Origin of the sequence: Serratia nematodiphila DZ0503SBS1 (genome assembly GCF_000738675.1) — a bacterium.
GTDB classification, from domain to species: Bacteria; Pseudomonadota; Gammaproteobacteria; order Enterobacterales; family Enterobacteriaceae; genus Serratia; species Serratia nematodiphila.
On sequence record NZ_JPUX01000001.1, the window covers coordinates 3,651,583 to 3,677,928 of the forward strand.

27 protein-coding genes and 1 pseudogene are annotated in these 26,346 nt (G+C 59.9%); 9 read left to right on the forward strand and 19 right to left on the reverse strand.

What is annotated here, in order from left to right:
* Positions 1 to 26 precede the first annotated feature (26 nt).
* The gene (locus tag JL05_RS16825; RefSeq protein WP_004940713.1) at positions 27 to 308 is read left to right on the forward strand and encodes a YjcB family protein; all 282 of its coding nucleotides are present in this window, start codon (positions 27 to 29) and stop codon (positions 306 to 308) included.
* A 37-nt stretch (positions 309 to 345) separates the two neighbouring features.
* Here the strand turns inward: JL05_RS16825 and JL05_RS16830 are convergent, their stop codons facing one another.
* Genes JL05_RS16830 through JL05_RS16840 form a run of 3 tightly spaced genes read right to left on the reverse strand, consistent with a single transcriptional unit; the run spans position 346 to position 2,471 of the window.
* Complete coding sequence (locus JL05_RS16830) at positions 346 to 795, reverse strand: MarR family winged helix-turn-helix transcriptional regulator (RefSeq protein WP_015377827.1); 450 nt, start codon at positions 793 to 795, stop codon at positions 346 to 348.
* 57 nt (positions 796 to 852) lie between these two features.
* On the reverse strand, positions 853 to 1,902 hold the full coding sequence (locus JL05_RS16835) for an FUSC family protein (protein ID WP_238545857.1): 1,050 nt from the start codon (positions 1,900 to 1,902) through the stop codon (positions 853 to 855).
* Positions 1,899 to 2,471 (reverse strand): cysteine hydrolase family protein, encoded by a 573-nt coding sequence (locus tag JL05_RS16840; RefSeq protein WP_033633093.1) that lies wholly within the window; start codon positions 2,469 to 2,471, stop codon positions 1,899 to 1,901. The genes JL05_RS16835 and JL05_RS16840 overlap by 4 nt, the downstream gene beginning before the upstream one ends.
* A gap of 255 nt (positions 2,472 to 2,726) precedes the next feature.
* On the opposite strand from JL05_RS16840, the gene JL05_RS16845 reads away from it, so the two are divergent.
* Positions 2,727 to 3,926: a multidrug efflux MFS transporter gene (locus JL05_RS16845; protein WP_004940721.1), complete on the forward strand. Its 1,200-nt coding sequence runs from the start codon at positions 2,727 to 2,729 to the stop codon at positions 3,924 to 3,926.
* A gap of 171 nt (positions 3,927 to 4,097) precedes the next feature.
* On the opposite strand, the gene JL05_RS16850 is transcribed toward JL05_RS16845, so the two are convergent.
* The 4 genes from JL05_RS16850 to JL05_RS16865 all read right to left on the reverse strand — a co-directional run bounded on the left by JL05_RS16850 (position 4,098) and on the right by JL05_RS16865 (position 6,684).
* Positions 4,098 to 4,589: a nuclear transport factor 2 family protein gene (locus JL05_RS16850; RefSeq protein WP_021504558.1), complete on the reverse strand. Its 492-nt coding sequence runs from the start codon at positions 4,587 to 4,589 to the stop codon at positions 4,098 to 4,100.
* Positions 4,590 to 4,598: 9 nt separating this feature from the next.
* Positions 4,599 to 5,051, reverse strand: a complete 453-nt coding sequence (locus JL05_RS16855) for a MoaF-related domain-containing protein (RefSeq protein ID WP_033633094.1) — start codon at positions 5,049 to 5,051, stop codon at positions 4,599 to 4,601.
* A gap of 310 nt (positions 5,052 to 5,361) precedes the next feature.
* On the reverse strand, positions 5,362 to 5,796 hold the full coding sequence (locus JL05_RS16860) for a VOC family protein (RefSeq protein ID WP_021504557.1): 435 nt from the start codon (positions 5,794 to 5,796) through the stop codon (positions 5,362 to 5,364).
* Positions 5,797 to 5,814: 18 nt separating this feature from the next.
* A complete protein-coding gene (locus JL05_RS16865) occupies positions 5,815 to 6,684 on the reverse strand; it encodes a helix-turn-helix domain-containing protein (RefSeq protein WP_033633095.1) in 870 nt (289 codons plus the stop codon).
* Between the two features lie 178 nt (positions 6,685 to 6,862).
* Here JL05_RS16865 and JL05_RS16870 point away from each other — a divergent pair, with 178 nt between their 5' ends.
* Entirely contained in the window at positions 6,863 to 7,780 is a 918-nt protein-coding gene (locus tag JL05_RS16870) for a DMT family transporter (RefSeq protein ID WP_033633096.1), read from the forward strand.
* Positions 7,781 to 7,834: 54 nt separating this feature from the next.
* Positions 7,835 to 8,731, forward strand: a complete 897-nt coding sequence (locus JL05_RS16875; RefSeq protein WP_033633097.1) for a PhzF family phenazine biosynthesis protein — start codon at positions 7,835 to 7,837, stop codon at positions 8,729 to 8,731.
* A gap of 158 nt (positions 8,732 to 8,889) precedes the next feature.
* Here JL05_RS16875 and JL05_RS16880 read toward each other — a convergent pair whose 3' ends face one another.
* The 8 genes and pseudogenes from JL05_RS16880 to JL05_RS16910 all read right to left on the reverse strand — a co-directional run bounded on the left by JL05_RS16880 (position 8,890) and on the right by JL05_RS16910 (position 17,053).
* Entirely contained in the window at positions 8,890 to 9,222 is a 333-nt protein-coding gene (locus tag JL05_RS16880; RefSeq protein ID WP_033633098.1) for a hypothetical protein, read from the reverse strand.
* Entirely contained in the window at positions 9,209 to 9,547 is a 339-nt protein-coding gene (locus JL05_RS16885) for a hypothetical protein (RefSeq protein WP_050501254.1), read from the reverse strand. The genes JL05_RS16880 and JL05_RS16885 overlap by 14 nt, the downstream gene beginning before the upstream one ends.
* Before the next feature lie 52 nt (positions 9,548 to 9,599).
* Positions 9,600 to 10,034, reverse strand: a complete 435-nt coding sequence (locus JL05_RS24935; RefSeq protein ID WP_072010121.1) for a hypothetical protein — start codon at positions 10,032 to 10,034, stop codon at positions 9,600 to 9,602.
* Between the two features lie 262 nt (positions 10,035 to 10,296).
* Positions 10,297 to 10,596 carry a hypothetical protein gene (locus tag JL05_RS16890; RefSeq protein WP_033633099.1) on the reverse strand — a complete coding sequence of 100 codons (300 nt, stop codon included), beginning with the start codon at positions 10,594 to 10,596 and terminating at the stop codon, positions 10,297 to 10,299.
* 336 nt (positions 10,597 to 10,932) lie between these two features.
* Positions 10,933 to 11,787, reverse strand: a pseudogene (locus JL05_RS25185) (RHS repeat domain-containing protein); the annotation flags it as partial.
* Positions 11,788 to 11,934: 147 nt separating this feature from the next.
* Positions 11,935 to 12,288, reverse strand: a complete 354-nt coding sequence (locus tag JL05_RS16900; protein ID WP_033633100.1) for a hypothetical protein — start codon at positions 12,286 to 12,288, stop codon at positions 11,935 to 11,937.
* A gap of 3 nt (positions 12,289 to 12,291) precedes the next feature.
* Positions 12,292 to 16,590 carry an RHS repeat-associated core domain-containing protein gene (locus JL05_RS16905; RefSeq protein ID WP_033633101.1) on the reverse strand — a complete coding sequence of 1,433 codons (4,299 nt, stop codon included), beginning with the start codon at positions 16,588 to 16,590 and terminating at the stop codon, positions 12,292 to 12,294.
* A gap of 31 nt (positions 16,591 to 16,621) precedes the next feature.
* On the reverse strand, positions 16,622 to 17,053 hold the full coding sequence (locus JL05_RS16910; RefSeq protein WP_033633102.1) for a DcrB-related protein: 432 nt from the start codon (positions 17,051 to 17,053) through the stop codon (positions 16,622 to 16,624).
* Positions 17,054 to 17,287: 234 nt separating this feature from the next.
* Between JL05_RS16910 and JL05_RS16915 the strand changes: the two genes are divergently transcribed.
* Both JL05_RS16915 and JL05_RS16920 read left to right on the forward strand, forming a co-directional pair.
* Positions 17,288 to 18,292 carry an alpha/beta fold hydrolase gene (locus JL05_RS16915; protein ID WP_033633104.1) on the forward strand — a complete coding sequence of 335 codons (1,005 nt, stop codon included), beginning with the start codon at positions 17,288 to 17,290 and terminating at the stop codon, positions 18,290 to 18,292.
* 69 nt (positions 18,293 to 18,361) lie between these two features.
* Entirely contained in the window at positions 18,362 to 19,012 is a 651-nt protein-coding gene (locus JL05_RS16920) for a dihydrofolate reductase family protein (protein ID WP_033633106.1), read from the forward strand.
* 42 nt (positions 19,013 to 19,054) lie between these two features.
* On the opposite strand, the gene JL05_RS16925 is transcribed toward JL05_RS16920, so the two are convergent.
* Entirely contained in the window at positions 19,055 to 20,671 is a 1,617-nt protein-coding gene (locus tag JL05_RS16925; RefSeq protein WP_033633107.1) for a serralysin family metalloprotease, read from the reverse strand.
* A gap of 411 nt (positions 20,672 to 21,082) precedes the next feature.
* Between JL05_RS16925 and JL05_RS16930 the strand changes: the two genes are divergently transcribed.
* Positions 21,083 to 21,436 carry an AprI/Inh family metalloprotease inhibitor gene (locus JL05_RS16930; protein WP_004940750.1) on the forward strand — a complete coding sequence of 118 codons (354 nt, stop codon included), beginning with the start codon at positions 21,083 to 21,085 and terminating at the stop codon, positions 21,434 to 21,436.
* 4 nt (positions 21,437 to 21,440) lie between these two features.
* Here JL05_RS16930 and JL05_RS16935 read toward each other — a convergent pair whose 3' ends face one another.
* On the reverse strand, positions 21,441 to 21,962 hold the full coding sequence (locus JL05_RS16935; RefSeq protein ID WP_033633108.1) for a chromate transporter: 522 nt from the start codon (positions 21,960 to 21,962) through the stop codon (positions 21,441 to 21,443).
* Positions 21,959 to 22,525: a chromate transporter gene (locus JL05_RS16940; protein WP_033633658.1), complete on the reverse strand. Its 567-nt coding sequence runs from the start codon at positions 22,523 to 22,525 to the stop codon at positions 21,959 to 21,961. The genes JL05_RS16935 and JL05_RS16940 overlap by 4 nt, the downstream gene beginning before the upstream one ends.
* Before the next feature lie 103 nt (positions 22,526 to 22,628).
* Here JL05_RS16940 and JL05_RS16945 point away from each other — a divergent pair, with 103 nt between their 5' ends.
* Positions 22,629 to 23,540, forward strand: coding sequence for a LysR family transcriptional regulator (locus tag JL05_RS16945; RefSeq protein WP_033633109.1), 912 nt, complete (start codon positions 22,629 to 22,631; stop codon positions 23,538 to 23,540).
* A 292-nt stretch (positions 23,541 to 23,832) separates the two neighbouring features.
* Entirely contained in the window at positions 23,833 to 25,002 is a 1,170-nt protein-coding gene (locus JL05_RS16950) for a cupin domain-containing protein (protein ID WP_033633110.1), read from the forward strand.
* A gap of 37 nt (positions 25,003 to 25,039) precedes the next feature.
* On the opposite strand, the gene JL05_RS16955 is transcribed toward JL05_RS16950, so the two are convergent.
* Complete coding sequence (locus tag JL05_RS16955; protein ID WP_015377807.1) at positions 25,040 to 26,344, reverse strand: c-type cytochrome; 1,305 nt, start codon at positions 26,342 to 26,344, stop codon at positions 25,040 to 25,042.
* Between the last annotated feature and the right edge of the window lie 2 nt (positions 26,345 to 26,346).

Here is a 26,346-nt window from a genome sequence, read left to right on the forward strand (position 1 = left end):
CTTTTTGTTACATAGGATCGAGTTCGATGAGTACCATTGCCACCGGTTTAGTCATGATGCGCTGGGAGTTGCTGAGCGCCGTGATGATGTTCTTCGCCAGCCAGTTAAACGTCGTTTGCCGTAAAACCAGCCGCAACGGCATGGCGTTCATGTTCAGCAGCCTGGGCCTGTTTACCGCCTGCTGGTTCGTGATGGGCCTGATGGGCATCCACCTCACCCTGGAAGCCTTCACCCAATTCTGGTCATCGGCCTGGGATCGCTACGTGGACGTCGTCAGCACCATGCCGGCCGATTGGCCGATGCCGTAACCTCGCTGCACGGGCGGCGCATCTGCCGCCCCGCCGATTATTCCGCGTCCGTTGACGGCGCCGCCGCCAGCCGCGCCATCAACGCCCCCGCTTCGATCAGCTGCGCCTGTTCTTGCTCCGTTAAACAGCTTTCCATCGCCGCCAGCAGCCACGCCTCGCGCCGGGTGCGGCTTTGCTGCAACAGCCCCAGCCCGGCGGGCGTCAGGCGCACCCGCACCCGGCGTTTGTCTTCAGCATCCGGCGTGCGCACCAGCAGCCCATCGGCCTCCAGCTCGCGCAAGGCGGCCGCCAGGTTAGAGGAACGCATGCGCTCCGACTCCGCCAGCAGCGACGGCGTCGCCTCGCCGCCGTGGCGATCGATAGCTCCCAGCAGCATCAACTGGGCCCAGGATTTTTCGTCGCTGCGCGACTCGCGCCGCAAACGGCGCACCAGCGACATTAACTGCGTGCGCAGCAGCGTCACGTCTTCAGGATGATCTTTTTTCATTGGCATCAATAGATAACGATAGATTTGTCCGTACTTTCACACCGAGACCGGGAACGGTCAACCGAAATTGGCGGACGAAATATGCCAGCTCGCTATTGGCGGGTGCCGGCGTTGAGCGGCAACACCGGCACCCGCCAAAGCGAACAGCAGACCGATGCCACCGCCCAGCAACACATTGACCACCCTTTCTGCGGCGATCGACGGCGCTTTTCCGGCAATCACCAACGCGCAGGCGATGCAGGCGCAACGGGCGCCAAACCCCAAGGTATAACGATGAAAAGACACCAGGGTGAGCATCGTCACCACGCTCAGCAGTTCATAACCCACATTGCCATGCGGCATGAGGCTGCCCAGCAAAATACCGACGGGCACCCCCAGCAATGCGCCTGACGCACGCTGGCGGAGTTTGTTGCGCGTACCGGCCATATCGCCGCTGATCACGCTGACGGCCGACCAGATCACCCATTGCCCGTAATCGAGGTGTTGCCACTCAACGATCGCCGCCGACAGTGCAACGGCACAACTTACGGCGAGCAAAGCCTCGCCGCAGGCCACGCGAGCGCCAAGCTCATCGCTGCGGCGCAGCTGGAGATAATGATGCAGGCTGTCACTCGTCGACAACCACACTAGCCGCCGGTGCTCCGCCAATGCAAGCATCAGCACCGGCAAGACGGCTGCCTCCAGAAAAGGGAGCAGCGCCCAGCCGCATTGGGCTAATGGCGCGCCGGCGCCACCTTCAGCGGTTTCACACGCCAGATAAAGAGCCGGAATAAAAATAAAATTCCCCAGGGATCGCAGCTTGCCGCCGAACGCGGAGATCCCAACCGCCGCCGCCGCTGCCAACACGCACGCCAAAATGAAGATGACCGGCGTGTGCATGGCGCACAGCAGCGCCATAAAGAGCAGCAGCAATGCCGCCGCATGCAGCGCCACGCCGAGCGGCGCCAGTTCAAGACGCTCGCAAACGACAAACAGCGATATGGTGACCACCGAAGCCTTCAGCCAGTTGGCATTGCCTGTCGCCAGGCTCAGGGCCAGCAACGGCGCCAACACCCATGCTCCCCGTCGCAGCTGACGCCAGGCGATTTCTTCACGCAGCAGCTTCACAATGCGCTCAGCTGTTCCAGCGTGACGATATCGGCAATAGTGGCAAGCGTTTCCATTGAGATCCGGTGCTCTTCCGCCGTGGCCGCCGCGCAAGCCTCTTCCAGTATCAGCACCTGATAATCGCGATCGTGCGCGTCGCGCGCCGTCGCCTGTACCGCCCAGGTGCTGCTGACCCCACAGATCACCAACCGTTCAATGCGGCGGGCGCGCAGCGTCGCATCCAGATTGGTGCCATAAAACGCGCTGACGCGCGGTTTTACGATGGTTAACTCCCCCAAATCAGACGCTAAATCAGGATGAAAATCCGTGCCCGGCTGGCCCAGTGCGATAGCGCCAAATTGATGCGCCTGCCCAAACATCCGCGAGTATTTGGGTTGATCGACATAGCCGGCCGCGAAACCGACTTTAACCAATATGCGCAGCCAATCCTTGCGCTGCGCGAGAGACAATGCGCTATTTGCCCGCGCGATAGCATCGCGCTCAATGACCTGCTGCGCCGAGCGCGCAATTTTTCCTTCCGGGTGGGAGATATCCACGATGTAATCCAGAGCGATCAGTGCGGTATTCATAGAAAGCGTCTCCTTGCCGCCGACACGGCGAAATGGGTAGAGAGAGTGTGGCGCCGCCGAATTGTTGAGCGGCTTGGTGGAGTAGCTTAAAATAAATATCTATGATAATATAGCTATTAATTTATAGCTAAATGTAACAACGCCGCCGACGGGCTTTACGTTTTCTCACGCATTTCCCCCGCGCCGGCCAGTTCGCGGTGTTATTATTATCTTGCTTAACAAATCCCTCCAAATTCAAAGTGGTACGACAAGTCGATGGAAGCGTGGAAAGTCAATCTGATCTCGGTCTGGCTCGGGTGTTTCTTCACCGGGCTGGCGATGAGCCAAATCCTCCCTTTTCTGCCGCTGTACGTCGAACAGCTCGGCGTCAGCGATCATCAATCCCTCAGCCTGTGGTCCGGGCTGGTGTTCAGCGGCACCTTTTTGGTCTCGGCGGTGGTGTCGCCGCTGTGGGGCAGCCTCGCCGACCGCAAAGGCCGCAAGCTGATGCTGCTGCGCGCTTCGCTGGGCATGGCGATCGTCATCGCCCTGCAGGGGCTGGCCACCAACGTCTGGCAGCTGTTCGCGCTGCGCGCCCTGATGGGGCTGACGTCCGGCTATATTCCCAACGCCATGGCGCTGGTCGCCTCGCAGGCGCCGCGCGATAAAAGCGGCTGGGCGCTGGGCACGCTCTCTACCGGGCAGATCTCCGGCGTGATCGCCGGGCCGCTGCTGGGCGGGCTGATGGCCGACCATTTGGGGCTGCGGGTGGTGTTTTTTGTCACCGCCGGGCTGATGTTCGTCAGCTTCCTGGTGACGCTGTTCCTGATTAAAGAACGGCGCATCACGGTGAAAAAAGCGGATCAGCTGAGCGGCAAGGCGGTGTTCCGTTCGCTGCCTTATCCGACGCTGATCGTCACCCTGTTCGTTTGTACCCTGATGATCCAGCTGGCTAACTCCTCCATCAGCCCGATCCTGACGCTGTTCATCCGCGAACTGTCGGGCGACGTCAGCAATATCGCCTTTGTCAGCGGCATGATCGCCGCCGTGCCCGGCATTGCGGCGCTGATCTCGGCACCACGCCTCGGGCGGCTCGGCGATCGCATCGGCACCGCGCGCATCCTGATCGCCGCGCTGCTGTTCACCACCGGCCTGTTCGCCGTGATGGCCTGGGTGAATACGCCGCTGCAGCTGGGCATTCTGCGCTTCCTGCTGGGGTTCGCCGACGGCGCGCTGATGCCGGCGGTGCAGGCGCTGCTGCTGAAGTATTCCTCCGATCAGGTGACCGGGCGCATCTTCGGCTATAACCAATCCTTTATGTACCTGGGCAACGTGGTTGGCCCGCTGCTGGGATCGGGCATTTCGGCGATGATGGGGTTCCGCTGGGTGTTCGCCGTCACGGCGGTATTGGTGCTTTGCAATGCGCTGCAGCTGCGGCATCAGTTCAAAAAAGTGGAAAATCAACGCGCGGGATAACGAGGAATGTGGGGAAACGCCTCAAGCAGTGGCGGGACAATGACGCCCATCAACCGTACCACCACTGCCAAAGGCGGCCGTAGCCTACTCGACGCGGCGGTCATTTCCTATTTATGTAAGTAAATAAAGTGTTGCGGGCATGTAGAGGGCCGCCGCAGCGGCCCTTGCGGATCAGAACATGGTATTGTCATTGGCCGATTTTTCCGGCACATCCTGATTGACGTCCCAATGCTCGGTGATTTTACCCTGATCGTTCACCCGATAAATATCCACGCTGGCGGTGCCGCGATCCTGCGGATTATTTTGGTATTGGACGTGAACGTAGACCAGATCGCCGTTGACCGCGCTGCGGTATATTTTGGCGCTGTACTGCGGATTGTCTTTGAAGGTCTGGCTGAAGAAATCCAGGAACGGCTTGATGCCGTCGCCGACGAACGGGTTATGCTGCTTGTAGTTCTCCACAATCAGCTTTTGCGCCACGCTGATGTCATGACGGTTGAAAAAGCCCGCATACAGATCTTCCACCACCTTCAGCTTCTGCTGGGCATGATGATAACCGCCCTTGCCGGCCGATTTGTAAGACGCCGCCTGATCCGTTGACAGCGCCGGGTAACTCGCCAGCAAACCGCCGACGATCGCACAGGTGATCAATGCCTTTTTCATAACTGCTCCTTAGTTTCCTGAGTGACCTACGATTTTCAGCTCCCCTTTCAGATGGGTGAAGCTGCCGTCCCTGGCGGCGATGTTGGTGTATACCTCGCCGCGCTCAAAGTCCTCGACATGCGTCACGTTGTCGCCGGACTGTGGTTCATGCCAATAGACCATGTAGACCTTCGGCCGAATCTCCACCGCGGTGTACTGCACGGTATCGGTGATGCCCTGCGACGCTTCGCCGATACCGGTGAAGGTCATGGTCTTGTCATCGGTAAAATCCAGCTTGAAGGCGAAATCGCCGAAGGTCACCTGCACCACTTTACCGACCGCAATAAACTGCCCGTGTTTTTCCGTCATCGTCGCCGCCTTACTGTTTGTCAGGGTGGTTTGCGCCGCCAAAGCGGCAGGCAATGCCAGGGGGAAAGTCAGGGCTATCGCCAGCGCGATGCCCGTTCGTTTCACTGTTTTCATCGTTCCTTCTCCTTTCCGTGGTTGAAAACGAGAATCATTATTATTTCTTAACGGTTGGCGGAAATATAAGAATAATCTCTATTCCTATCAGGTACCTGGCGGCGAAAAAAGCGGGCGAAAAATCGCCGTAAAATGGCATGGCAATAGCGCGTTCTGGCCATTGGTTTTTACGCAATGAACGGAATTACTGCTTTCAGAAAGGGAAACCACTCGGGGATTTGATGGGTCTATAGCGCAGATCGCTTTAAGCTAATGCGTATTTATTCTTAAGCCGCCCGCCGCAGGGAAACGGCGGCGAACGGCGTGGCGTTTAACGCAGCCAGGGCGTATAGGTGACGCCAACCAGCAACCCTTCCGGGCTGAGCAAACGGGTAACGCTTTGCCCCCACGGCTCTTCACGATTGGCGACCAGCAGCCGATAACCGCGATCGACCAGCCCCTGGGTGGCGGCCGCCATGTCGGCCACGTCGAACTCGATCCATGCCTGCGGCACCGCGAGATCCGCCGGCCAGCGATCGTCGCCAAAGCAGGACTGCGCCGCCTGCGCCAGCGGCCACAGGGCGAAGTGTTTCACCCCGTCCAGCGCGCCCTGCTCGGCCAGCAGATAGGTTTCGTTGCCCGGCATCGGCTTGAGCGGCAACCCCAGCGCCTCGACATAAAACGCCTTGCTCTCGTCGCTCTCACGCGTGATCGGCCCGAATCCGGCGACGAACAACACGCCCAGCCCGGCAAATGGTTGATCCATGCTTGCACTCCCTTCCGGTTAGCGCCCCTGCCGCACCTGCAGCGGAGCAAATCCATAGGCCGCCTTGAAGCGGTTGCTGAAATGGCTGGCGGAGCTGAAGCCGCACGCCAGCGCGATCTCGGTGATCGGCTGTTGGCTGTGCCGCAACAGCTGTTCCGCCCGCTGCAGCCGCGCGCGCATCACAAACTGGTGCGGCGCCAGGCCGGTCGAATGTTTGAACATGCGGGCAAAATGGTATTCGCTCAACCCGGCCTGCGCCGCCAGATCGGCCAACAACAAAGGCCGATCCAGGTGGCTTGCGATATATTCCCGCACCCGCCTGGCTACCGCGGGAGCCAGGCCGCCGCGCGCCGCCGGCAGCTTCCACTGCAGCTGGCTGTAGCGCTGGATCAGGTGCGACATCAGCAGGTTCGAGGCGCTGCTGAGCGCCAGCAGGTTGGCGCTGTCCCGCCAGTCGCAGTTGAGCAAAAACTGACGATACAGCAGCGTGATCTGCGGATCTTCGCCGAAGCTGCGTTGCTCCACGTTGATCGCCGCCGGGCTGCGATCCCAGGTTTGCTCCGCCAACTGCCGCAGATGGTCATCGGTGCAGTACAGATGCACGAATGACAGATCGCTGCGCACATCCCAGGTGGAAGCGTACTGGCGCGGCATGATGCAGAAGCGATCCGGCCCGCCGCCGTTGCGCCAGCCGCCCGGCACCTGCTGGTAGCACTCATAGCCGTCGGCGACGTACAGGCTCAGGGTATGGTGGTCGGCGCTTTCCTGCGTGACGCGATCGTTGCAGTTAGACCAGGCCGCCAGCTCCACGCCGGTGCCCAGCAGCACGCTGCCGTGCAGCCGCGCCTTGTGCTCACGCAGTGTTTCAAACGCCTGATAGTTGGACATCGCCGGCCCCGTTGTTCGACATGCTGACAGTGTAAAGAGTGGCGCCGCGGCATGCCAGCGGCCGCCCCGCGCTTTTGGCAAAAAAAGCGCAAGAATATGCAACTGGGCGCAAAGCGCTGCAAGCGCCGCCGCGCGCCAAAGCGGATACTGCGCCATCGGTTTTTTCGGAGTGAATAGAATGAATGCGCTGTTGTACCTCGCCGTGGTGCTGATTTGGGGCACCACCTGGATAGCGATTACCCTGCAACAGGAAGGCCCGGTGGCCATTCCCGTGTCGATCGCTTACCGCTTCGCCATTTCCGCCGCGGTGATGTTCGCCGTGCTGTTGCTAACGCGCCGCCTGCGCCGCATCGCCCCGCGCGATCATCTGTTCTGCGTGCTGCAGGGCTGCTGCGTGTTCGGTTTCAACTTCTTCTGCTTTTACCATGCGGCGGCTTATATCAGCAGCGGGCTGGAATCGGTGATCTTCTCGATGGCGGTGCTGTTCAACGCCCTCAACAGCCTGCTGTTCTTCCGCCAGCGCCCCAGCCCCAACCTGCTGCCGGCGGCGCTGCTGGGGTTGACCGGCATCGTGGCGCTGTTCTGGCAAGATCTGGCCGCCACCCGCATGGCGCCGGAGCTGCTTAAAGGCATCGGCCTGAGCGCGCTCGGCACCTACGGCTTCTCGCTGGGCAATATGATCAGCGCGCGCCATCAGCGCCGCGGGCTGGATATTTTTTCCACCAATACCTATGCCATGACCTACGGCGCGATGCTGATGGCGCTGATCGCCCTGGCGCAGGGCGCATCGTTCCAGATGGAATACAGCAGCCGCTATATCGGATCCCTGTTGTATTTGGCGATCTTCGGATCGGTGATCGCCTTCGCCGCCTACTTCAGCCTGCTCGGCCGCATCGGCGCCGGCGCGGCGGCCTACAGCACCCTGCTGTTCCCGCTGGTGGCGCTGACCATCTCAACGATTTACGAAGGCTACCAGTGGCACTTCAACGCCGTGCTGGGCCTGTGCCTGATTTTGCTGGGCAACCTGGTGATGTTCGCCAAGCCGGGGCTGAAGTGGCGACGGGCGGGCATCTCAAAACAAAACTCAACCCTTTGAAGCCATTGGCGAATATCGTTATTATCAGGTTTTGTTGATAACGGATGATGGCCAATGCTCAGAAGTGATGATGTGACACCCCGCGCCTACCAACAGGTGGACGTTTTCACCGCCACGCCACTGCAGGGCAATCCCGTGGCGGTGGTGCTGGAAGCCGAAGGGCTGAACGACGCGCAGATGCTGGCATTGGCCCGTTGGACCAACCTTTCGGAAACCACCTTTGTGCTTAAACCGACGCACCCGGCGGCGGATTATAAGGTGCGCATTTTCACCACCGAAAAAGAGCTGCCCTTCGCCGGCCACCCAACGCTGGGCACCGCCCACGCCCTGCTGGAAGCCGGGTTGACGCCTAAACGCCCTGGAACGATGATGCAGGAATGCGGCGTCGGCCTGGTGGCGGTCAATATCCTGCCGGAAGGTACATTGGCGTTCGCCGCGCCCGAAGTAGAGTTCCGCCCCATGGCGGCCGAGGAAACCGAACGGCTGACGGCCGCTTTACGGCCTGCAGTGATTGCAGCAACCCCCCTGCCGGTGATTGCCGAGATGGGTATTCGCTGGCTGATGGTGCGCCTGCCGGACGCGCAGTCCTGCCTGGCGGTAACGCCGGATCAGGCCACGATTAAACAGCTGCAAACCGCCTGTGATGTGGATGGCGTAGTGATTTATGGCGCCTGCTCCGCAACCGAACCCGCCGATTACGAAATGCGCGCGTTTATGGTGGAATGCGGTGTTTTGATTGAAGATCCGGTAACCGGCAGCGCCAACGCCTGCCTGGCGCGCTTGCTGCAGGCCAGCCGCTTCCCCGACGGCGGCCGGACCGCGCAGGGCTACCAGGTGCGCCAGGGCACCCAACTGAAGCGAGATGGCCGCGTGAGCGTGCGCTTTATTGACGGCGAGCCCTGGATCGGCGGGCAGTGCTGCACCCTGATTAATGGCACATTGGGTATTTAGTTTGGGGGGGTAACAGGTTGGAGGGAGTGGTTTTATCTGCCTATTCGGCTTCCCCTAATAGAGAAAGGTTAATCGTAGCATAATGCTTGGAAACCCACTCATTAATTATATTGTCATCAATAAATTTCATAAAGTATTTTCTCAAATAGATTTAAACATCATTCGTCAACGGGTTTCTCCCAATAAATGATTTTCTCCATTTCCCTTTCTATATCATCCATATTATCCATCCCTAACTCATGACTAAACCTTTCAGAAATAACCCCTCTTACTTTTGATAAGCGGCCAGTAACATTATTTTTATCAATAAACTGCGTAGTTTCCTCACAATATGCATTTCTCACCTTCTGACTTACTTCCCCACTTGCATCGGTATAATAATGCCGTGCAATGTTCCGCAATGATATCAAAATAAACTCTATCTCAGATAATATATCTATCGCTTCATGGCCAGATAGAACTATTCTCTCATTCTCTTTATTTAGTTTCATTTGTAAAATCACCCATATTAAAAAACAGACTCTTCCATTGTTCAAGGCACCCCTCAAACTCATCTATACTCGAAACAATCATAGACTCCTCGGTGTACTCATTAAAAATCCCCACGCCATTAGGTTTAATAGTTATAGTATGAGAGTTTCCCGTTCCCTCCCAAAATGGCAGATTTCCAGATCTTACAAGTTTACAAGCCTCAATAAACTCATTGACACCATAAAAACCTCTTTGGATATCATCCTTTATAAAGTCAGTTAGTATCCTATAGTCACTATTAGATTCTATAGACGGATAACCGTCATCACAGATAAAAAACCTCATGACAATCCTCCATGTTCTTTATTTCCTCATTCAATTCCTGCACACTCAGCAATCAAACTATCACCATTTCCTCAGATTTTAGCACATTGACCTTCAGTCGGAATCCAGCACTTGAATCTATAGCAACCGTTGAATCATGTAATATGGTTGCAGAAACGAAGGGGTTGGAGTTTTCCGAGTAAACAACCCAAACTAGTTTTTCTTCGCGATCCAAATAAGCGATAAAACCTTCTGAACCATAGCTCCCCTCACCTAAACATAAGTATCCACCACAACTCAAGTTAATTTTTTTAATTACATCAATAGTAGTAATCTCATCTTTATTTTTTTCATAGAACTCAAAAAAATCGAAACATCCCGATTTAGATACTTTAGGCGTGGGGTAGGATATGATATCGATCAACTCAGCTCTACCATCTGAAAAATACAGAGCATTTTTAATCGGTAATTCACCAGCTTCCCACAGTTCAGTAATTACATTCTTCATTTTTATGGACATATCTTAAACGGAACAACTCACATCGACGTATTCAGCACATACGGATAAAGGTTCAACCCACCGCGCAGCCCTATCGGCTCCAGCGTGGTAAAACACCTAGCCTAGGAACAGGTTAGGTTGTATGCAGGCCACTTGATATTGCCCGACGTAGCGAGCGGTTGCTGATATTTCGCGCCCTGCAGCTTCTTTGCGCCGACTACCACCTGATCCTGTAGTAGTTAGCACTATCCAGTACCAACACTATCAATAATCAGGTTCGAAGAAGAAAAACATCCGCTACTTTTTTGGGACCTTCGTAAATTTCGAATTTATCATGCTGAACCATACGCTCTTTAGGTGCAGATTCCATAAGAAAATCTACAGTTCCCAACGAAAACGTCTTGCCATTTTCAGACTTGGATTCCTCTAGCTCAAAAACAACGCTCCAGGCATTGTTTTGCCACTCCTTGTCCTCAGGAAATCGAGATACTGCATAATACTTTCCTGCTGGAGGGACTGTTTTTCTCCCGCCCATATGTTCAGGAGTCCAATCAACCTTTACGAGATTCATAACACACTCTCCATTAGATACTCAACACCCACGCTTAGCTTTAATTTCTTTGCTCCAAGTAACCTTAGCGTGATTATTCAAATCAACAACTTCAGCATATCTCGCAGGTCCTATTCCATCTAGGTGAGGGTCAATATGCATTTTACTTGCCACGTTGTCGGGCACATCAATTTGTACGACTCTAAAAACATCGCCCCCATGCCCCATTTTGTTACCCCACGTAACTGCATCTTTATAAGACTCAGCGAACCATTTCCCCTCCATCGTTCCTTGGCCTGCTTTCCATCCCTCATTCATCAAACTATTGTACTCATCGAGACTCATGCCTCGATATAGTACTTTCAACCCCAACGGATCCACCCACATCAGCGGGTTCGACGCATACTGATAAAGGTTCAGCCCGCCGCGCAGCCCTATCGGATCCTGCGTGGTGAAACGCCCCACCTCGGGTTCGTAGTAGCGGAACAGGTTGTAGTGCAGGCCGCTTTCGTCGTCCTGATATTGCCCGGCGTAGCGCAGCGGCTGCTGATATTGCGCGCCCTGCCGCTTCGCCGCACCGGCCACCGTCTGGCCCTGCAGCTTGCCGAAGGTGTCGTATTGCCCGGACCAGCACAGGTTGCCCGCCGCGTCAGTCACCTCCAGCGGCGCGCTGTTCAGATCGGTGTGATACCAGTAAATATCCGCCGAGCGGCTGTCGCCCGCCTGCTCCAGCGCCGCCAGCGGGCTCCACGGGCTGGCCGGATCGTAGCTCCAGCTGCGGCGGCTGCCGTCGTCGCGCTGCTCCTGCAGCAACCGGTAGCCCTGCCACAGGAAACGGGTCGTCTGTTCGGTTTTGCCCCTGTAGCGCACCGTTTTGCGGCTGCGGCGGCCCAGCGCGTCGTAATGGTACTGCGCCTCGAACTCGCCCTGCGGGCCGCGGCCGTGCGCCTGCACCAGCCGATTGGCGTCGTAGCGGTAGTGCTGTTCGTACAGGCCGTTGCGCCGGCTGATCAGGTTGCCCCAGGCGTCGTAACGGTAAAACAGTTTTTGCCAGTGCGTCAGGCGGTTGTCGGCGATCGGCGCCAGCGGCAGGTGCGCGTCGATGTCGCTCTGCGGGCTGCGCTCACCCAGCAGGTTATCCGCCAGATCGTACACCAGCCGCGCGCCCGGTTTGCCCTGATTGGGTTCGCGGTGTTGCAGCAGGCGGCCTTTGATGCAACTAACAATCTAATGTTTTTACTCTTCCTTTTTTATTTTTAAAGAACCTAATATCTCCTTTTCAAGCTTTGATCTTATATCTCATATTTAATACTGCACACTAAAGAGCCCCAAAGAAAGGATCCTTTCGCAGCTTGTCGGTCACTCTTCTTCGATGCACTCATCACTTATGATCGATAATCCATCAAGTTGATTAAACGCATTCTTCAAGAATTTGTACCTGCTGAGTTTTTCTGGATTCTTCCCATTAGTGAAAGACACCTTAATTATCGTGCTAAACTCTTTGTTATCTTCCTCTAACCACTCATTAGAGTGAGGAATATAATTATCAGTAATGGTTAACTTGTCCGCATAAAGGCCAGTATATGCAAAGTAAACACCAAAATAGGAGCTATCATACTCCGAACAAGTTATATCCCATTTATCGTCCAGTAATTTGCTCGCTTCTTTTTTTGATATAATACTACCATATTTTAAAAAATATAATTTTTTCATAATTTATCCACCACATTTACCAGGTATTCTAGTTCCCTTTCCTTTAGCCTTAACTTCAGCAGCAGACTCAAAGACCATTGCGTTCACAGGTCTACCTCCTGACATTTTGGATAATTTTTGCAATGTATCATCAATACCTAATTTCTTAGCCATTTCACTACCCATATCAATTGGTCCAGTGCGCCCTCCTTTTCCTATTCCCAGCTGCTCTGCTTTTTGATATAGCTCAGGATGTGAAATAGCAACGTCAAAATCACTAACACGGCCAACATCAAATGGTTGACCTGTAGAGAAACTTACCCCCGATACGGAGCTTCCTTGCATATATGAAACTGTGCCGGGATATCCTAATTTACTCATTCCTGCCTGTAATGCTTCACCGAACTGTTTAAATTGGCCGAAACTATTAAAGCCATGTGGAACTCCTTCTACAGATAACCCAAACGGATCCACCCACATCAGCGGGTTCGGCGCATACTGATACAGGTTCAACCCACCGCGCAGCCCTATCGGATCCTGCGTGGTAAAACGCCCCACCTCGGGTTCGTAGTAGCGGAACAGGTTGTAGTGCAGGCCGCTTTCGTCGTCCTGATATTGCCCGGCGTAGCGCAGCGGCTGCTGATATTGCGCGCCCTGCCGCTTCGCCGCGCCGGCCACCGTCTGGCCCTGCAGCTTGCCGAAGGTGTCGTATTGCCCGGACCAGCACAGGTTGCCCGCTGCGTCGGTCACTTCCAGCGGCGCGCTGTTCAGATCGGTGTGATACCAGTAAATATCCGCCGAGCGGCTGTCGCCCGCCTGCTCCAGCGCCGCCAGCGGGCTCCACGGGCTGGCCGGATCGTAGCTCCAGCTGCGGCGGCTGCTGCCGTCGCGCTGCTCCTGCAGCAACCGGTAGCCCTGCCACAGGAAACGGGTCGTCTGTTCGGTTTTGCCTTTGTAGCGCACCGTTTTGCGGCTGCGGCGGCCCAGCGCGTCGTAATGATACTGCGCCTCGAACTCGCCCTGCGGGCCGCGGCCGTGCGCCTGCACCAGCCGATTGTCGGCGTCGTAGCGGTAGTGCTGTTCGTACAGGCCGTTGCGCCGGCTGATCAGGTTGCCCCAGGCGTCGTAACGGTAAAACAGTTTTTGCCAGTGCGTCAGGCGGTTGTCGGCGATCGGCGCCAGCGGCAGGTGCGCGTCGATGTCGCTCTGCGGGCTGCGTTCGCCCAGCAGGTTATCCGCCAGATCGTACACCAGCCGTGCGCCCGGTTTGCCCTGATTGGGTTCGCGGTGTTGCAGCAGGCGGCCTTCGGCGTCGTAACCATAGTGCACTTCGCCGCGCAGCGCGTCGCTCACCCCGGCCAGCTCGCCGCGGCCGGTGTAGCGATAGGCGCGCCACAGCACGCCGTCTTCCGGCCGGGTCAGTTTATCGTGGCCGAAGGCGCTGCTCTGCCAGCTGCGGCGGCCCATGGCGTCGTAACGCCGCTGCTGCTGCAACGCGCCCTGGCTGCGGCCGGTTTCCCGGTGCAGGCGATCGCGGGTGAACTCGCTCACCACCTGCTGGTTGAATTTGATGGCGCTGGCGTGGCCGGAGCCGTAATACAGCCACTGCAGGCGATCGCCCTGCGGCAGCGTCAGCGCCTGCAGGTTGGCCAGCGCATCCCACTGGTATTGCAGCTCGCCGTTCACGCCCTGCTCGCCGAGCAGCCGCCCGGCGGCGTCATAGCGCATCTGCACGCTGTCCGGCTCGATGCCCAGCGCCGCGCCGCTCGCCGTCGGCAGGCGGTTCAGCTCGCGCAGCCGCCCCATGGCGTCGAAACGGTAATGCCATTCCGCGCTGGCGTTGCCGCGCCAGACCAGCTGCCCCGCCTCGTCGAAGCGGAAGCGCTGTTCGCGCTGCGTCAGCTCACCTGCGCTGCCCGGCAGGCCGACCTCGCGGTGCGCCTCCAGCAGCCCGGCCGCGCCGTAGCGATAATCGTGGCGGGTGTCGTCCGGGCGCTCTTCGGTCAGCACGCGGCCCACCGCATCGTAGCTGAAGCGGTATTCGCCGCCGTTGCCGTTCTCCAGCCGCGTCAGCCAGCCCTGCGGGCTGTAGTGATAGCGCCGGGTGCGGTTGATGCGATCGGTGATGCTGACCGGCAGCCCCAGGGCGTTGTACTGCCAGCGGGTCAGGCTGCCCAACGCGTCCTGATGCTCGGCCAGCTGGCCGTGCGCATTCCAGTTAAAGCGCTCTTCGCCGCCGTCCGGGTGGATCAGGGTGTGCAGGCGCCCGCCGTTATCCCATCGGTAATGCGTCTGATGGCCTTCGGCATCGGTCTGCGTCGTCAGCTGCCCCAGCGCATCGTAGGTATAAGCCGTGACGCTGCCGGAACAGTCGGTGTAGCGCGTCAGCTGGCCGCGAGCGTCCCACTCCAGCTTCACTTCCCCGCCCAGCGCGTCGATCACGCTGGCCGGCAGGCTCTCTTCGTCATCCGGATAGCGGTACAGCGTGGCGTTGCCCAGCGCATCGACATAGCGCGTCGGGCGCCCCAGCGTGTCCCAATGCTGCGCCTCACTGCTGCCGTCCGGGTAGGCGACGGCGAACAGCCGGCCGCTGTTGCGCGAATATTGATAGCGCGTCACGCGGCCGAGCGGATCGGTCTCCGACAGCAGGCGGCCGTAGGGATCCCATTCGCTCTGGCGCTGCGCGCCGCCGGGCAGCAGCACGCTGCACAGCTCGCCGCGTTGGTAGATGAAACCGTAGCGGCGCTGGTCGAAATCGGTGTACTGCGCCACGTTGTCGTCGTCATCCAGCCGCCACTCCGCCCGTTTGCCGTCGCCGCGCACCGCGCTGCGGCGCCCGCCGGCGAAGTCATAGCCGAACTCAAGGGATTCCCCGGCGCTGTTGCGGTAGGCCGTCACGCGCGGCACGCCGTCGATCTCTTGCCATTGGTATTCGTTCAGCAGCCCGGCGGCGTCCTGGTGGCTGATCATCAGGCCGTCGCGCCAGCCAAAGCGCCGCGTCACCTCACCGGCGCGGTTGCTCACCGTCGTCAGTTGGCCCTGCTCATCGTAACCGTAGCGCGCCAGCGTTCGTTCACCGTCGGCGGTTTGCAGCGCCACTTCACGCAGGCGGCCCTGCGCATAGCGGCACATCAGGCGCTGCCCGGCGCTGTCCACCAGTTCGCTCAGCAGTCCCTCATCGTCGTAGAACAGCGAGGTGGCGTTGCCGATGGCGTCGGTGATCATGCTCAGCCGGCTCGGCTGGTCGCCCGCCAACGGCGGGTAGTGGAAAATCTGTTCGCCGACGTCAAACAGCTGCCAGCTGCCGTCGTCGTTGTGCATCAGCCAGCATTTTTCGGCTTCGCAGTAGGTTTTGTGGCCGCGCGGCACCATAGGGAAAGCGACGAAGTCGCCGGAAGGCGCACGCCACACCAGGCCGTCCTGATACGGCTGCAGGCTGCTCTCCCAGAACAGGTTCCAGCCGCGGCCCAGTACGCCGTCGCCGGGGTTGCCGCTGCGCCAATAGCGCTGCCAGGCGACCGGCAGCCGCGAAGGCAGCACGAAATCGAGATCGTCTTCGCCGTCGAGGAATTTCTGGCCGCTGACGATATCCACCGGCCGGGCGATAATGCCGACCGCGGCGGTGGCGGTCATCAGCGTGCCGGCGCGGCAGGCGATGCGCGCCAGTTTGTTGATGCCGGGCAGCTTGCCCAGCAGTTTGCCCAATGCCCCCAGCTTGCCGGCGGCGCCGCCCACGCCGCCCACCAGGCCGGCGAACAGCAGCGTCAGGTCAGAGACCTTGTACAGCCAATCCGGCACTTCGGGCTTGATCGGCAAGGTGGTGACGGTGCCGCCGCCGATAAACACGTTGGGCGAGCCTTCCATCACCTGCGCGTCGCAGTTGGTTTTGTCCCCCACGCGCGAGGCGGGCTGGCCGTTGATGCTGACCTTGTCGGAGCCCTGCGCCATCTGCATGCTCGGGCCGTCGTCGCTGCAGGCCACCTGGCTGTTGGTGGCGAGCGCAGCGGGTTTGCCGTTGATGAAGACGTTGGGGGAGCCGGTGACGATATTGCCTTTGGGGGTCAGGCTACCGGCACCGGCGTCGGCAATGCCGTCGCGCGCCGCGGTGGCCGCCTCCCCGGTGAGATACCCCACCGCCAGGCTGGCGCCGATAAGCAGCACGCCGACGCCGATACAGGAAGCCGCCAGGCCGGCGACGAACAGCGCACCCGCCGCCAATGCGCCTGCGGCGGCGATCAGGCCGCCGACAAGGGTGCCGGCAATCATGCCGGCCAGGGCATGGGAATGCCCGATGGTATCGCCGACGCGAGCCGCTTCGGTCATCGTAAGTTCCTTTTACGCAAAGAGTTCATCGTTAGGCCGCCCGGTAGCTGTTCAGCACCTGCTGCAGCAGCGCGTCGTCTTGCGGCGTCAGCTTGCGCGCCATCGCCAGGGTGAACACCAGCACCCGGCCCTCCGCCAGCGCGAACACCGCCTGGTTCTGCCAGATGCGTTTGCCGTCGCGCAGGTAGCTGGCGCGCACCCACTCACCGGCGGCCAGCCCATCGCCCAACGTCGCCGGTTCGCGGCTTTTGAACGCCCAGCCTTTCAGCCCCTGCGCCAGCGCATCGAGCTGGCGGGTGACGTAGCTTTCCAGATTCTCCGCCGGCTGCAGCGCATCGCGGGAAATATTGACTGAGGGGGAAACATCATCGCCGGCCAACAGGACGTTGACCGTGCGATCGGCATAGCCTTCCGGCAAAGCGACGCTGCCTTCGCTAAAAGCGCAGCGGGATAAAGCGGACATGCGAGGATCCTTTTGCATAAATAATGCTTAAGCATCGCATAACTTAGCCTTGAAATAAAACCATCAGATACGGCGAATGTTGCGCGGCGTGACCGCGTTCACTGTGCAAAAGAGCGGTGCCGGAATCTGGCCGGGAATCAAACCGTCATATTACAGAATTATCTGAATCCACCGGCGCGCCGCCGCGCCGATTATGGCTATACTCGGCTTTCGTCCGTTTTTCAGGAGATCAGGATGCTGAGATTCACCCGTAGCGCGCTGCTGTGCGCCGCGCTGGCCGCGTTCGCCGCCGGTGCCGCCGAAACGCCGACGTTCGGCCCGGAGCTGCAGGGCTTTCACTACACCTACCCGTTGCAGCAGTTCAGCTTCACCTCGCAGGGGCAGCCGTTAAAAATGGGCTATATGGACGTGCCGCCGGAAGGCACCGCCAACGGCCGCACCGCGCTGTTGCTGCACGGTAAAAACTTCTGCGCCGCCACCTGGCAGGACACCATCAAGGCGCTGAGCAAGGCCGGTTATCGCGTGATCGCGCCGGATCAGATCGGCTTTTGTTCCTCCACCAAGCCGGCGCATTACCAGTACAGCTTCCAACAGCTGGCGCAAAATACCCACGGCCTGCTGCAGAACCTGAACATCAGCAAGGCCATCGTCATCGGCCACTCCACCGGCGGCATGCTGGCCACGCGCTACAGCCTGATGTATCCGCAGGCGGTGGAACGGCTGGTGATGGTCAACCCGATCGGCCTTGAGGACTGGAAGGCGAAAGGCGTACCGTGGCGCAGCGTCGATCAATGGTTCGCGCGCGAGCTGAACACCTCCGCTGAGAGCATCCGCAATTATGAGCAGCACACTTACTACGGCGGCCACTGGAAGCCGGAGTACGATCGCTGGGTGGACATGCTGGCCGGGCTGAACAACGGGCCGGGCCATCGCCTGGTGGCGTGGAACTCGGCGCTGATCTACGACATGATCTTCACCCAGCCGGTGTATTACGAGTTCAAGGATCTGCAAACGCCCACCACGCTGATGATCGGCACCGCCGACACCACCGCCATCGGCAGCGATATCGCCCCGCCGGCGGTCAAGGCCGCGATCGGGCATTATGACGTGTTAGGCAAACAGGCGGCGAAACTGATCCCGCACGCCACGCTGATCGAGTTCGCTGGGCTCGGCCACGCGCCGCAAATGGAGGAGCCGGAGCGTTTCCATCAGGCGTTGCTCAAGGCGCTGCAACCCTGAGCGGCCGGTTGGCGCAGCCGGCGCGCGGCGGCTAAACTTTCAGCTGGCACTCAATTGCAGGAGACAGCCATGCGACAGATTATTGCCAGCGCGTTCGTCAGCCTCGACGGCGTGATGCAGGCGCCCGGCGGGCAGGACGAAGACCGCAGCGGCGGCTTTCGCTTCGGCGGCTGGACCGCCCCCTACTGGGATGACGCCGTCGCGGAAACGATGAGCGATCTTTTCTCAGCGCCTTTCGATCTGCTGCTCGGGCGGCGCACCTACGATATCTTCGCCGGCTACTGGCCGCAGATCACCGACGAGGCCGACCCGTTTTCGGCCGATATCGCCCGCGTGTTCAATCAGGCCACCAAGTACGTCGCCACCCACCACGGCGAGACGCTGGCGTGGCAGAACAGCCAGTGGCTGGGGCGGGACATCATCGCCCGGCTGCGCGAGCTGAAGCGCGCTCAGGGGCCGGTGCTGCTGGTGCAGGGCAGCAGCACGCTGATGCAACAGCTGCTGGCCAACGATCTGGTGGACGAACTGCGCCTGCTTACCTACCCGGTGCTGCTCGGCGCAGGCAAGCGGCTGTTCGATGACAACGCCGCGCCGGCGGCCTTCACGCTGACCCAATCGGTGGTCTCACCCGGCGGCGTGATCGTGGCCCACTACCGCCGCGCCGGCGAGGTGGCCACCGGCGACTTCACGGTGGAAAGCGCGGCGGCGGCCCAGTCGTAAAAAAAGGGCCGTTCGGCCCTTTTCTCTTTTCCTTCCTCGCCCTCAGGCAAACAGAATATCGCTCTGCTCCACCTGCCCGACCACGTGGATCTTGAAGTCGGCGGCGTAGCTGTTGCTCTGGGTGTTCATCAACAGATCGGTGGTGCCGTTGAAGGCGTCGAAGTTGAGCTGGATCTCGCCTTTCTGGCCGCTGAAGGCGCTGCCGCTGTCGATAAAGCGCAGCTCGCTCAGGCTGTTGTTGAAGCGCAGGCCGGAGAGATCGATCTTGTCGATGCCGTGCTCGAAGTCTTCAATCACGTCGAACGCCGCCACCGTGGACTCTTTGGCGTTGAGATAGACGAAATAGTCGGTGAAGTTATTGGCGTCTTTGCCGCCCCACAGATGATCCGCCCCCAGGCCGCCGTACAGGATATCGGAGCCGGCGTTGCCCGCCAGCAGGTTGTCCTGATCGTTGCCGATGATCAGATCGCGCCCGCTGCCGCCGATGGCGTTCTCGATGATCGCCCCGCGCGCGATGGCGACGTTCTGCGTGCCGCCGCCGACGCTGGAGAACGCGCCGTCGTTCAGGTTGATCATCTGCTGCTGGCTGTAGCCGGAGAAGTCCAGCGTGTCGTTGCCGCCGGCGTCCCACACCGCGAAGTTGACCGGTTTGCCGTTGTCCGCCGTGGCGGTCAGGAAATCGCGCCCGGTGTTGGAGTTGAAGCCGTACACCGTGTCGCCGGTGCGGGTGCTCATGTTGGCGCCGTACAATTTTTGGATCGCGGCGATGTCATCCACCATCGGGCCATAGCCATACACCCCTTTGGTGTCGGCGCCGGTGTAACCGGCGTTGAAATAGCTCATGATCGAGTATTGCAGCGAATCCTGATAATAGGCGGCATCGTTCTGGTAGCTCGGGTTGCCCAGCGACGCGTCATAAGATCCCGGGTGCGCCAGCCCCAGGGCATGCCCCAGCTCGTGGGTGAAGGTCTGGCTGCTGAAGTCGCCGCTAACCGGCGCCTTATGGGTGGCGAAATTTTTGTTGAACCACACCGTGCCGGCGAAGGCGTTATCGCTGCCCGCTTTGGAGCTAGGCGGATAATAGGCGTACGCGTTGATGGCATTCGGGCCGCTGCCGGCGGCGGTGCTGCCGTCGGCGCGCTGGGTGAAGTAAGCGAAGGTAATATCCGCGCGGTGGTTGATGTCGGTGGACGCCGCCGCAGTAAAGGTTACGTTCGCCACATCGGCCCAGGCCTGCATCGATTTCAGCGCCTGAGCCTGCGCCGCCAGGGTCAGCGGCTGCAGCCCCTTGTCGCCGTCGCCGGTCTGGCCGATGCGGTTCAGCGCGCTCTGCGTCAGGAAGGAATAGGTCAGCGCCACCGGCTGGTGATACGCCTGATCGCCGTTGTGCGTCAGGCCCGGCCGCGTCAGCTGATCGGCGGCGCGATCGAAGCTGAAGTTATCGCGGATTTTACCCAGGTTGTTGATGGCTGCCCCGCCGCGCTGGTTGCTGTACAGGTTAGCGTTGTCCAGCGTGAGCAGCGCGCCGTAGCCCAATCCGTCATAGGGGCTGCCGGGCTGATGATAGTAAAACTGATAGTTGTGATCGTTGGGGGATGTGGCGGCCAGGCTGGTGAACTCATCGTCATCTTGCAAAATGTCGTTGTGGCGACTGCTCATTGCATTCTCCTTTTACACAGTAGGAATCCACTCGCTTTGTAAGACTATTCATCAGTCGTTCTAATCTAAGCCAAGGCTTAGGATTGACCAGTATAGTAATTAACCCCGACGGCGCGAGCCCACGCCGCCGCGCATCACCGCGCCGGGCGTTAAGGCGGAAACAATCATAACGATTTGTATTAGCGCAGTATTAATGAGAAAGATAAGCGTATCGGCGGGCTAATGACTCGTCTTTTTGGGCATGTTATCGCCGGTTAGATCAGAATTATCGAGGATTAAAAAACCTAATCCTTGCCTCATCATCCTGCCGGGAACGTGCTAAGGTGTGAACGGACAGCCGAAAGGAGTGACCCGATGCCAACCCATTTCCTTATGCGCGCCTTGCGCCGCGCCAGCCTGACAGGAGTCATTATGAGCGTATTGTGCAGCAGTGCCCTGGGCAGTTCACTGCCGTTGCTGGAACCCGCCGCGCTGAAGGGCGACTGGCAACTCGCCGCCATCGGCGACGGTAAAACCGTCTGCGAGGTGCAGCTGAGCGACGAGGCGGTAGCCAATACCAACGCCTTCCGTTTCAGCGCCTCAGCCGAATGCCTGCAGCCGCTGGCGCTGCACGCGCTGCCGGTCGCCTGGCGGCCAACGCCGGACGGCATGACGCTGACCGACGCCGAAGGGAGCATGGTGGCGTTTCTGGCCCTGACCGCGCCGAAGCGCTATGAGCTGATCGACCGCAACGGCCCTTCACGCTTTGTGCTGATCCCGCGCTAATCCTTCAGGCGAACAGCAAGCCGAGCAGCGCGCCACCGGCCAGCACCCACAGCGGATGGAGGCGCTTGCTCATGCTCAACCCCGTCGCCAGCGCCACGATCGCCGCCAGCCGCCAATTGGGCGCGGAAGCCTCGGCGATCAAAAGGCCGCTGGCCGCCACCAGCCCCACGGTCAGCGGCACCAGCCCGGCCTGCACGATGCGGCGCCACGGACGATCCTTAAAGCGCCGCCAGGCCCCCATCACCAGCAGCGTGACGATGGAAGACGGCCCGAACTTGGCGATCGAAGACACCAGCAGCCCCGCCCAGCCGGCCACGTGCCAACCGACCAGCGGCACGATCATCATGTTCGGCCCCGGCGCGGCCTGCGCCATGGCGAACAGCGCGCTGAACTCCTGGGCGCTCATCCACTGATGCACCTCCACCACCTGCCGCTGCATCTCCGGCAGAATGGTCATGCCGCCGCCGAACGCCAGCAGAGAGAGCTCGGTAAAGATCAGCGCCAACGCCATCAACACCCCGCTCATGACGGCCACCGCCACATCAGCAGAATGCTCAGCGGCGCCAGCACCAGCATGGTCGGCAACAGCGGCAGGCGCAGCCAGGCAATGGCGATCAGCGCCAGCGCCACAATCGCCAGCGCCGCCCACTTGCCGCGCAGCGGCAGCAGCATCTTAATCCCGGTCGAGAGCAGCAACCCGGCGGCGGCGGCGGCCAGACCGGCGAACACATGCTGCACATGAGGATCGTTTTGGAAGCGGGCGTACACCACGCCCAGCCCCACCACAATCGCCGTCGGCGCACTGATGAGGCCCAGCAAGGCGCACAGCGCGCCGCGCAGCCCGCGAAACTCCATGCCCACCGCTACCGACAGGTTGATCACGTTGCCGCCGGGCAGAAACTGGCACAGCCCGAGCAGCTCGGTGAACTGTTCGCCGCTCAGCCAGCGCCGCCGCTCCACCAACATGCTGCGCGCCATCGGCAGCACACCGCCGAAGCCGATCAGCCCCAACCACAGAAAGCCCAAAAACAGCGCCGCGTTGCCCGGCGCTGCCGCCGGGTGCGGTTTTAACGTATTGATATCTGACATGACATTGCCGTTCCACATCGCTTGTTTTGATGTCTGGTATCATGCGCGCCGCCGTGCCATGATGTCTAATGCATTCCGGAACTACTAAAGATACCTTTGAGGTATGGCTATGATCGAACTGCGTCGCCTGCGGGCGTTCGTCACCGTGGTGGAAGAAGGCAACATCACCCGCGCCGCCGAGCGGCTGTTTATCCAGCAGCCGCCGCTGACCCGCCTGTTGCAGGGGTTGGAAGACGAATTGGGCGTGAAATTGTTGCAGCGATTGCCGCGCGGCGTGCGCGTCACCGAAGCGGGCGGTGTGCTGTTCGAAGAAGCCCGCGCCCTGCTGGCGCGCGCCGAACGCCTGCGCGAAGCGGTGCAGCGCGCCGCCCGCGGCGAGCAGGGCCACATCGCCATCGGTTTCACCAGCTCCGCCGCGCTGCACCCGTTCGTGCCCAACCTGCTGCGCCGCTACCGCGACATCCTGCCGGGCATCACGACTCAGTTGGAAGAGGCCGGCAGCGGCGAACTGATGGAGGCGTTGCTGGAACAGCGCCTCGACGCCGCCTTCGTGCGCTCGCCGGCCAACGGCATTCCCGGCCTGAGCGTCGAGCCGGTGCTCAGCGAACCAATGATCGTCGCTCTGCCGCTGGGCCATCGGCTGGCGCATGAGACGCAGCAGCCGCTGCCGTTGGCCGAACTGGCCCACGAGGCGTTTATTCTCTATCGCCGCCCGGCCGGCCAGGGGCTGTACGACGCCATTCTGGCCGCCTGCCACCGTGCCGGCTTCAGCCCGCGCATCGTGCAGGAAGCGCCGCGCCTGCCGGCCACCCTCAGCCTGGTCGGTGCCGGATTGGGGGTATCCATCGTGCCCGGTTCGATGCGGCGGCTGGGCGGCGACGGCATCGTCTACCGCACTCTCGCCGCAGAGGCGCAGCTCAGCGCCCCGCTTTACCTGGCGCTGCGCCGCAGTCCGGCCTCGCCGATCGTCGAGCGCTTTCGGCAACTGGTGCTGGAGACCGTGGGGCAGTCATAAAAATAGCCCAAACGGCCAATAAAAAATGACGTTCGTTTATTATTTATTTAAATTATCCGGCGACTAAAATTAATTCCATCCAATGACTATTCAACTTCCGTTTAATTAATTAAACCTGCACTCACTTAGTAACAAACGCAAACAAATAAGCGCCTACGCAATACCTTCCAGCCGCTAGGATTTAAGGGTCACAGCCTATTTCCGCCGATGACAAAAAATCATTTCAATGGCGAACGCGCCTTCCCTGTCGCCTGCTTCTGCAGGCGCACGGCTTTATATTGGAGAAAATGCTATGCTATCGCGTCGTGATATATTGAAAGTCTCCGCCGTCAGCGCGGCCGCCGCCGGCATGATTGGCGGCATCGCCAAAAATGCCGCTGCCGACGACCATCGCAATATCGTGCCCCCCAGCAGCTATCAGCCGCCTGCCGATGCGCAGCATCTCTATAAATACAAATTCACCGACAGCAAAAAGCGCAGCCTACCCAGCGGCTGGGCGCGCGAAGCCACCGTCGAGCAATTCCCGATCTCCGAGGGCGTGGCCGGCGTCGACATGACGCTGGAACCGGGCGGCGTGCGCGAACTGCACTGGCATGCCATCGCCGCCGAATGGGCGTTTATGCTGGAGGGCCATGCGCGCATCACCATTCTCGATCCCGAAGGCAAATGCGAAGTGGCGGATTTCGGGCCCGGCGACGTCTGGTATTTCCCGAAAGGCTACGGCCATTCCATTCAGGCGTTGGCGGACGGCGCGCATTTTATTTTGGCGTTCGATAACGGCCATTTCTCCGAATTCGGCACCTTCAGCATCACCGATTGGGTGGCGCATATGCCGAAAGAGGTATTGGAAAAAAGCGTCAACATGCCGGCGGCGGTATTTTCCAAGGCCAAACAGGGTGAAGCTTATATTGTCGGCGGCGCCATCCCGCCCACCTTGCCATTGCCGAAAAACGACGGCGGATTAAATAACGCCCCGCTGACCCACCGTTATGAATTAATGAAGCAAAAGCCGTTCTTTGAAAATGACGCGGGCAGCGTCCATTTGGTGTCGTCAAAAGAATTCCCCATCTCCACCACCATGACCGGCATCATCGAGATCGTGAAACCCGGCGCGATCCGGGAATTGCACTGGCACCCCAATGCCAACGAATGGCAATACTATATTTCCGGCAAAGGCCGAATGACGGTGTTCAGCTCGCACGGTCACGCGCAGACGGAAGAGTACGCCCCTTCAGACGTCGGTTACGTGCCGCAGGGCTTCGGCCATTACATCGAGAACATCGGCGATGAGGATTTGAAGGTCTTGATCGTGATGGACAACGGCATTTATCAGGATATTTCGTTGTCCGACTGGCTGGCGAAAACCCCGGCCTACCTGCTGGCGGACAACTTCAACAATCAGGTTGAGGACTGGCAGGATCGGCCAAAAGACAAACGGGTGATGTCGCGGCGCAGCCGCTGACGCCGCGGCGAGGGAGCCGCTCCCTCGCCGCTTTTCTTTACTGCTTGCGCTGCTCCGCCACCTGTTTGGCGGTGACTTTGCCTTGCTTGTCGCCGAAATGGCCGACCACAAAGTTGGCGACCGCCGCCACTTCCTCGTCGGAATAGGCGCTGCCGAACGCCGGCATCATCTCATGCCGCTCGCCGACGCTGATGCTCGTCCCCTTCAGGATGGCCTGCACCACGCTGCGCCCCTGCGGATCGTTCACCGCCGTGCTGCCGACCAGCGATGCGTACTCGCTCTGGCGGCCCGGCCCGTTCCACTGGTGGCAACCGCTGCAGTCGTTGGCGAACACCCGGCGCCCAAGCGAACTGTCTTGCCCGCCCGGCAGGATCGGGGTGGAAGCCCCCGCGCCCTTCGGCTGCAGGTTCACCGCCGCCGCGCCGTCGCCGGCGATAGGCTCGATGTCGCGCAGGTATTTCACCAGCGCCAAATTATCTTCCGGCGTCAGGAACTGCAGGCTGTTTTCCACCGCTTCCGCCATCGGGCCGGCGGCGCTGCTGCGCCCCGGCGCATGGCCGGTAGCCAGATATTGCGACAGCTGCTGGTCGCTCCAGCCGCCGATGCCGGTCTGTTTGTCCGGCGTGATGTTGGCGGCGAACCAGCCCTGCACCACTTCACCGCTCAGGTGCTTGCTCTGGTTAAGACCGAACCCCAGATTGCGCGGCGTATGGCACTCGCCGCAGTGGCCCAGCGCCGTCGCCAGATAGGCGCCGCGATTCCACTGTTCATCCTTGTTGAGATCCGGCGCGAAGCGCTGCTCATGGAAGAACGCCAGGTTCCAGAATTTCATGCCCCAGCGCTGGTTGAACGGGAACGACAGCTCGTTTTGCGGGTTGGCCTGTTTCACCGGCGGCAGGCTGAACAGATAATCCTTGATCGCCAGCACGTCGTCGCGGCTCAGCCCGGTGTACGAGGTATAAGGCATCGCCGGATACAGGTTGCCCTGCGGGCCGATGCCCTCACGCACCGCGCGCACGAACTGATCGTCGCTCCAGTTGCCGATGCCGGTCTCCTTGTCGGCGGTAATATTGGTGCCGTAAATGGTGCCGAACGGCAATTTGAAGGCGAAGCCGCCCGCATAAGGCGCGCCGCCCGGCGCGGTGTGGCACGCCACGCAGTCGGCGGCGCGCGCCAGGTACTCGCCGCGCGCCAGTTTGTCGGTCATGCCGGCCGGCGCCCCGGCGATCGGCGCCGCCGGCTCAGCGCCGGTTGGCCGCAGCAGCGTGTACAGCGCGTATCCTCCCGCCAACACCACCACGGCGATAATCAGCCATAACAGCCCTTTCAAGGCATTGCTCATCG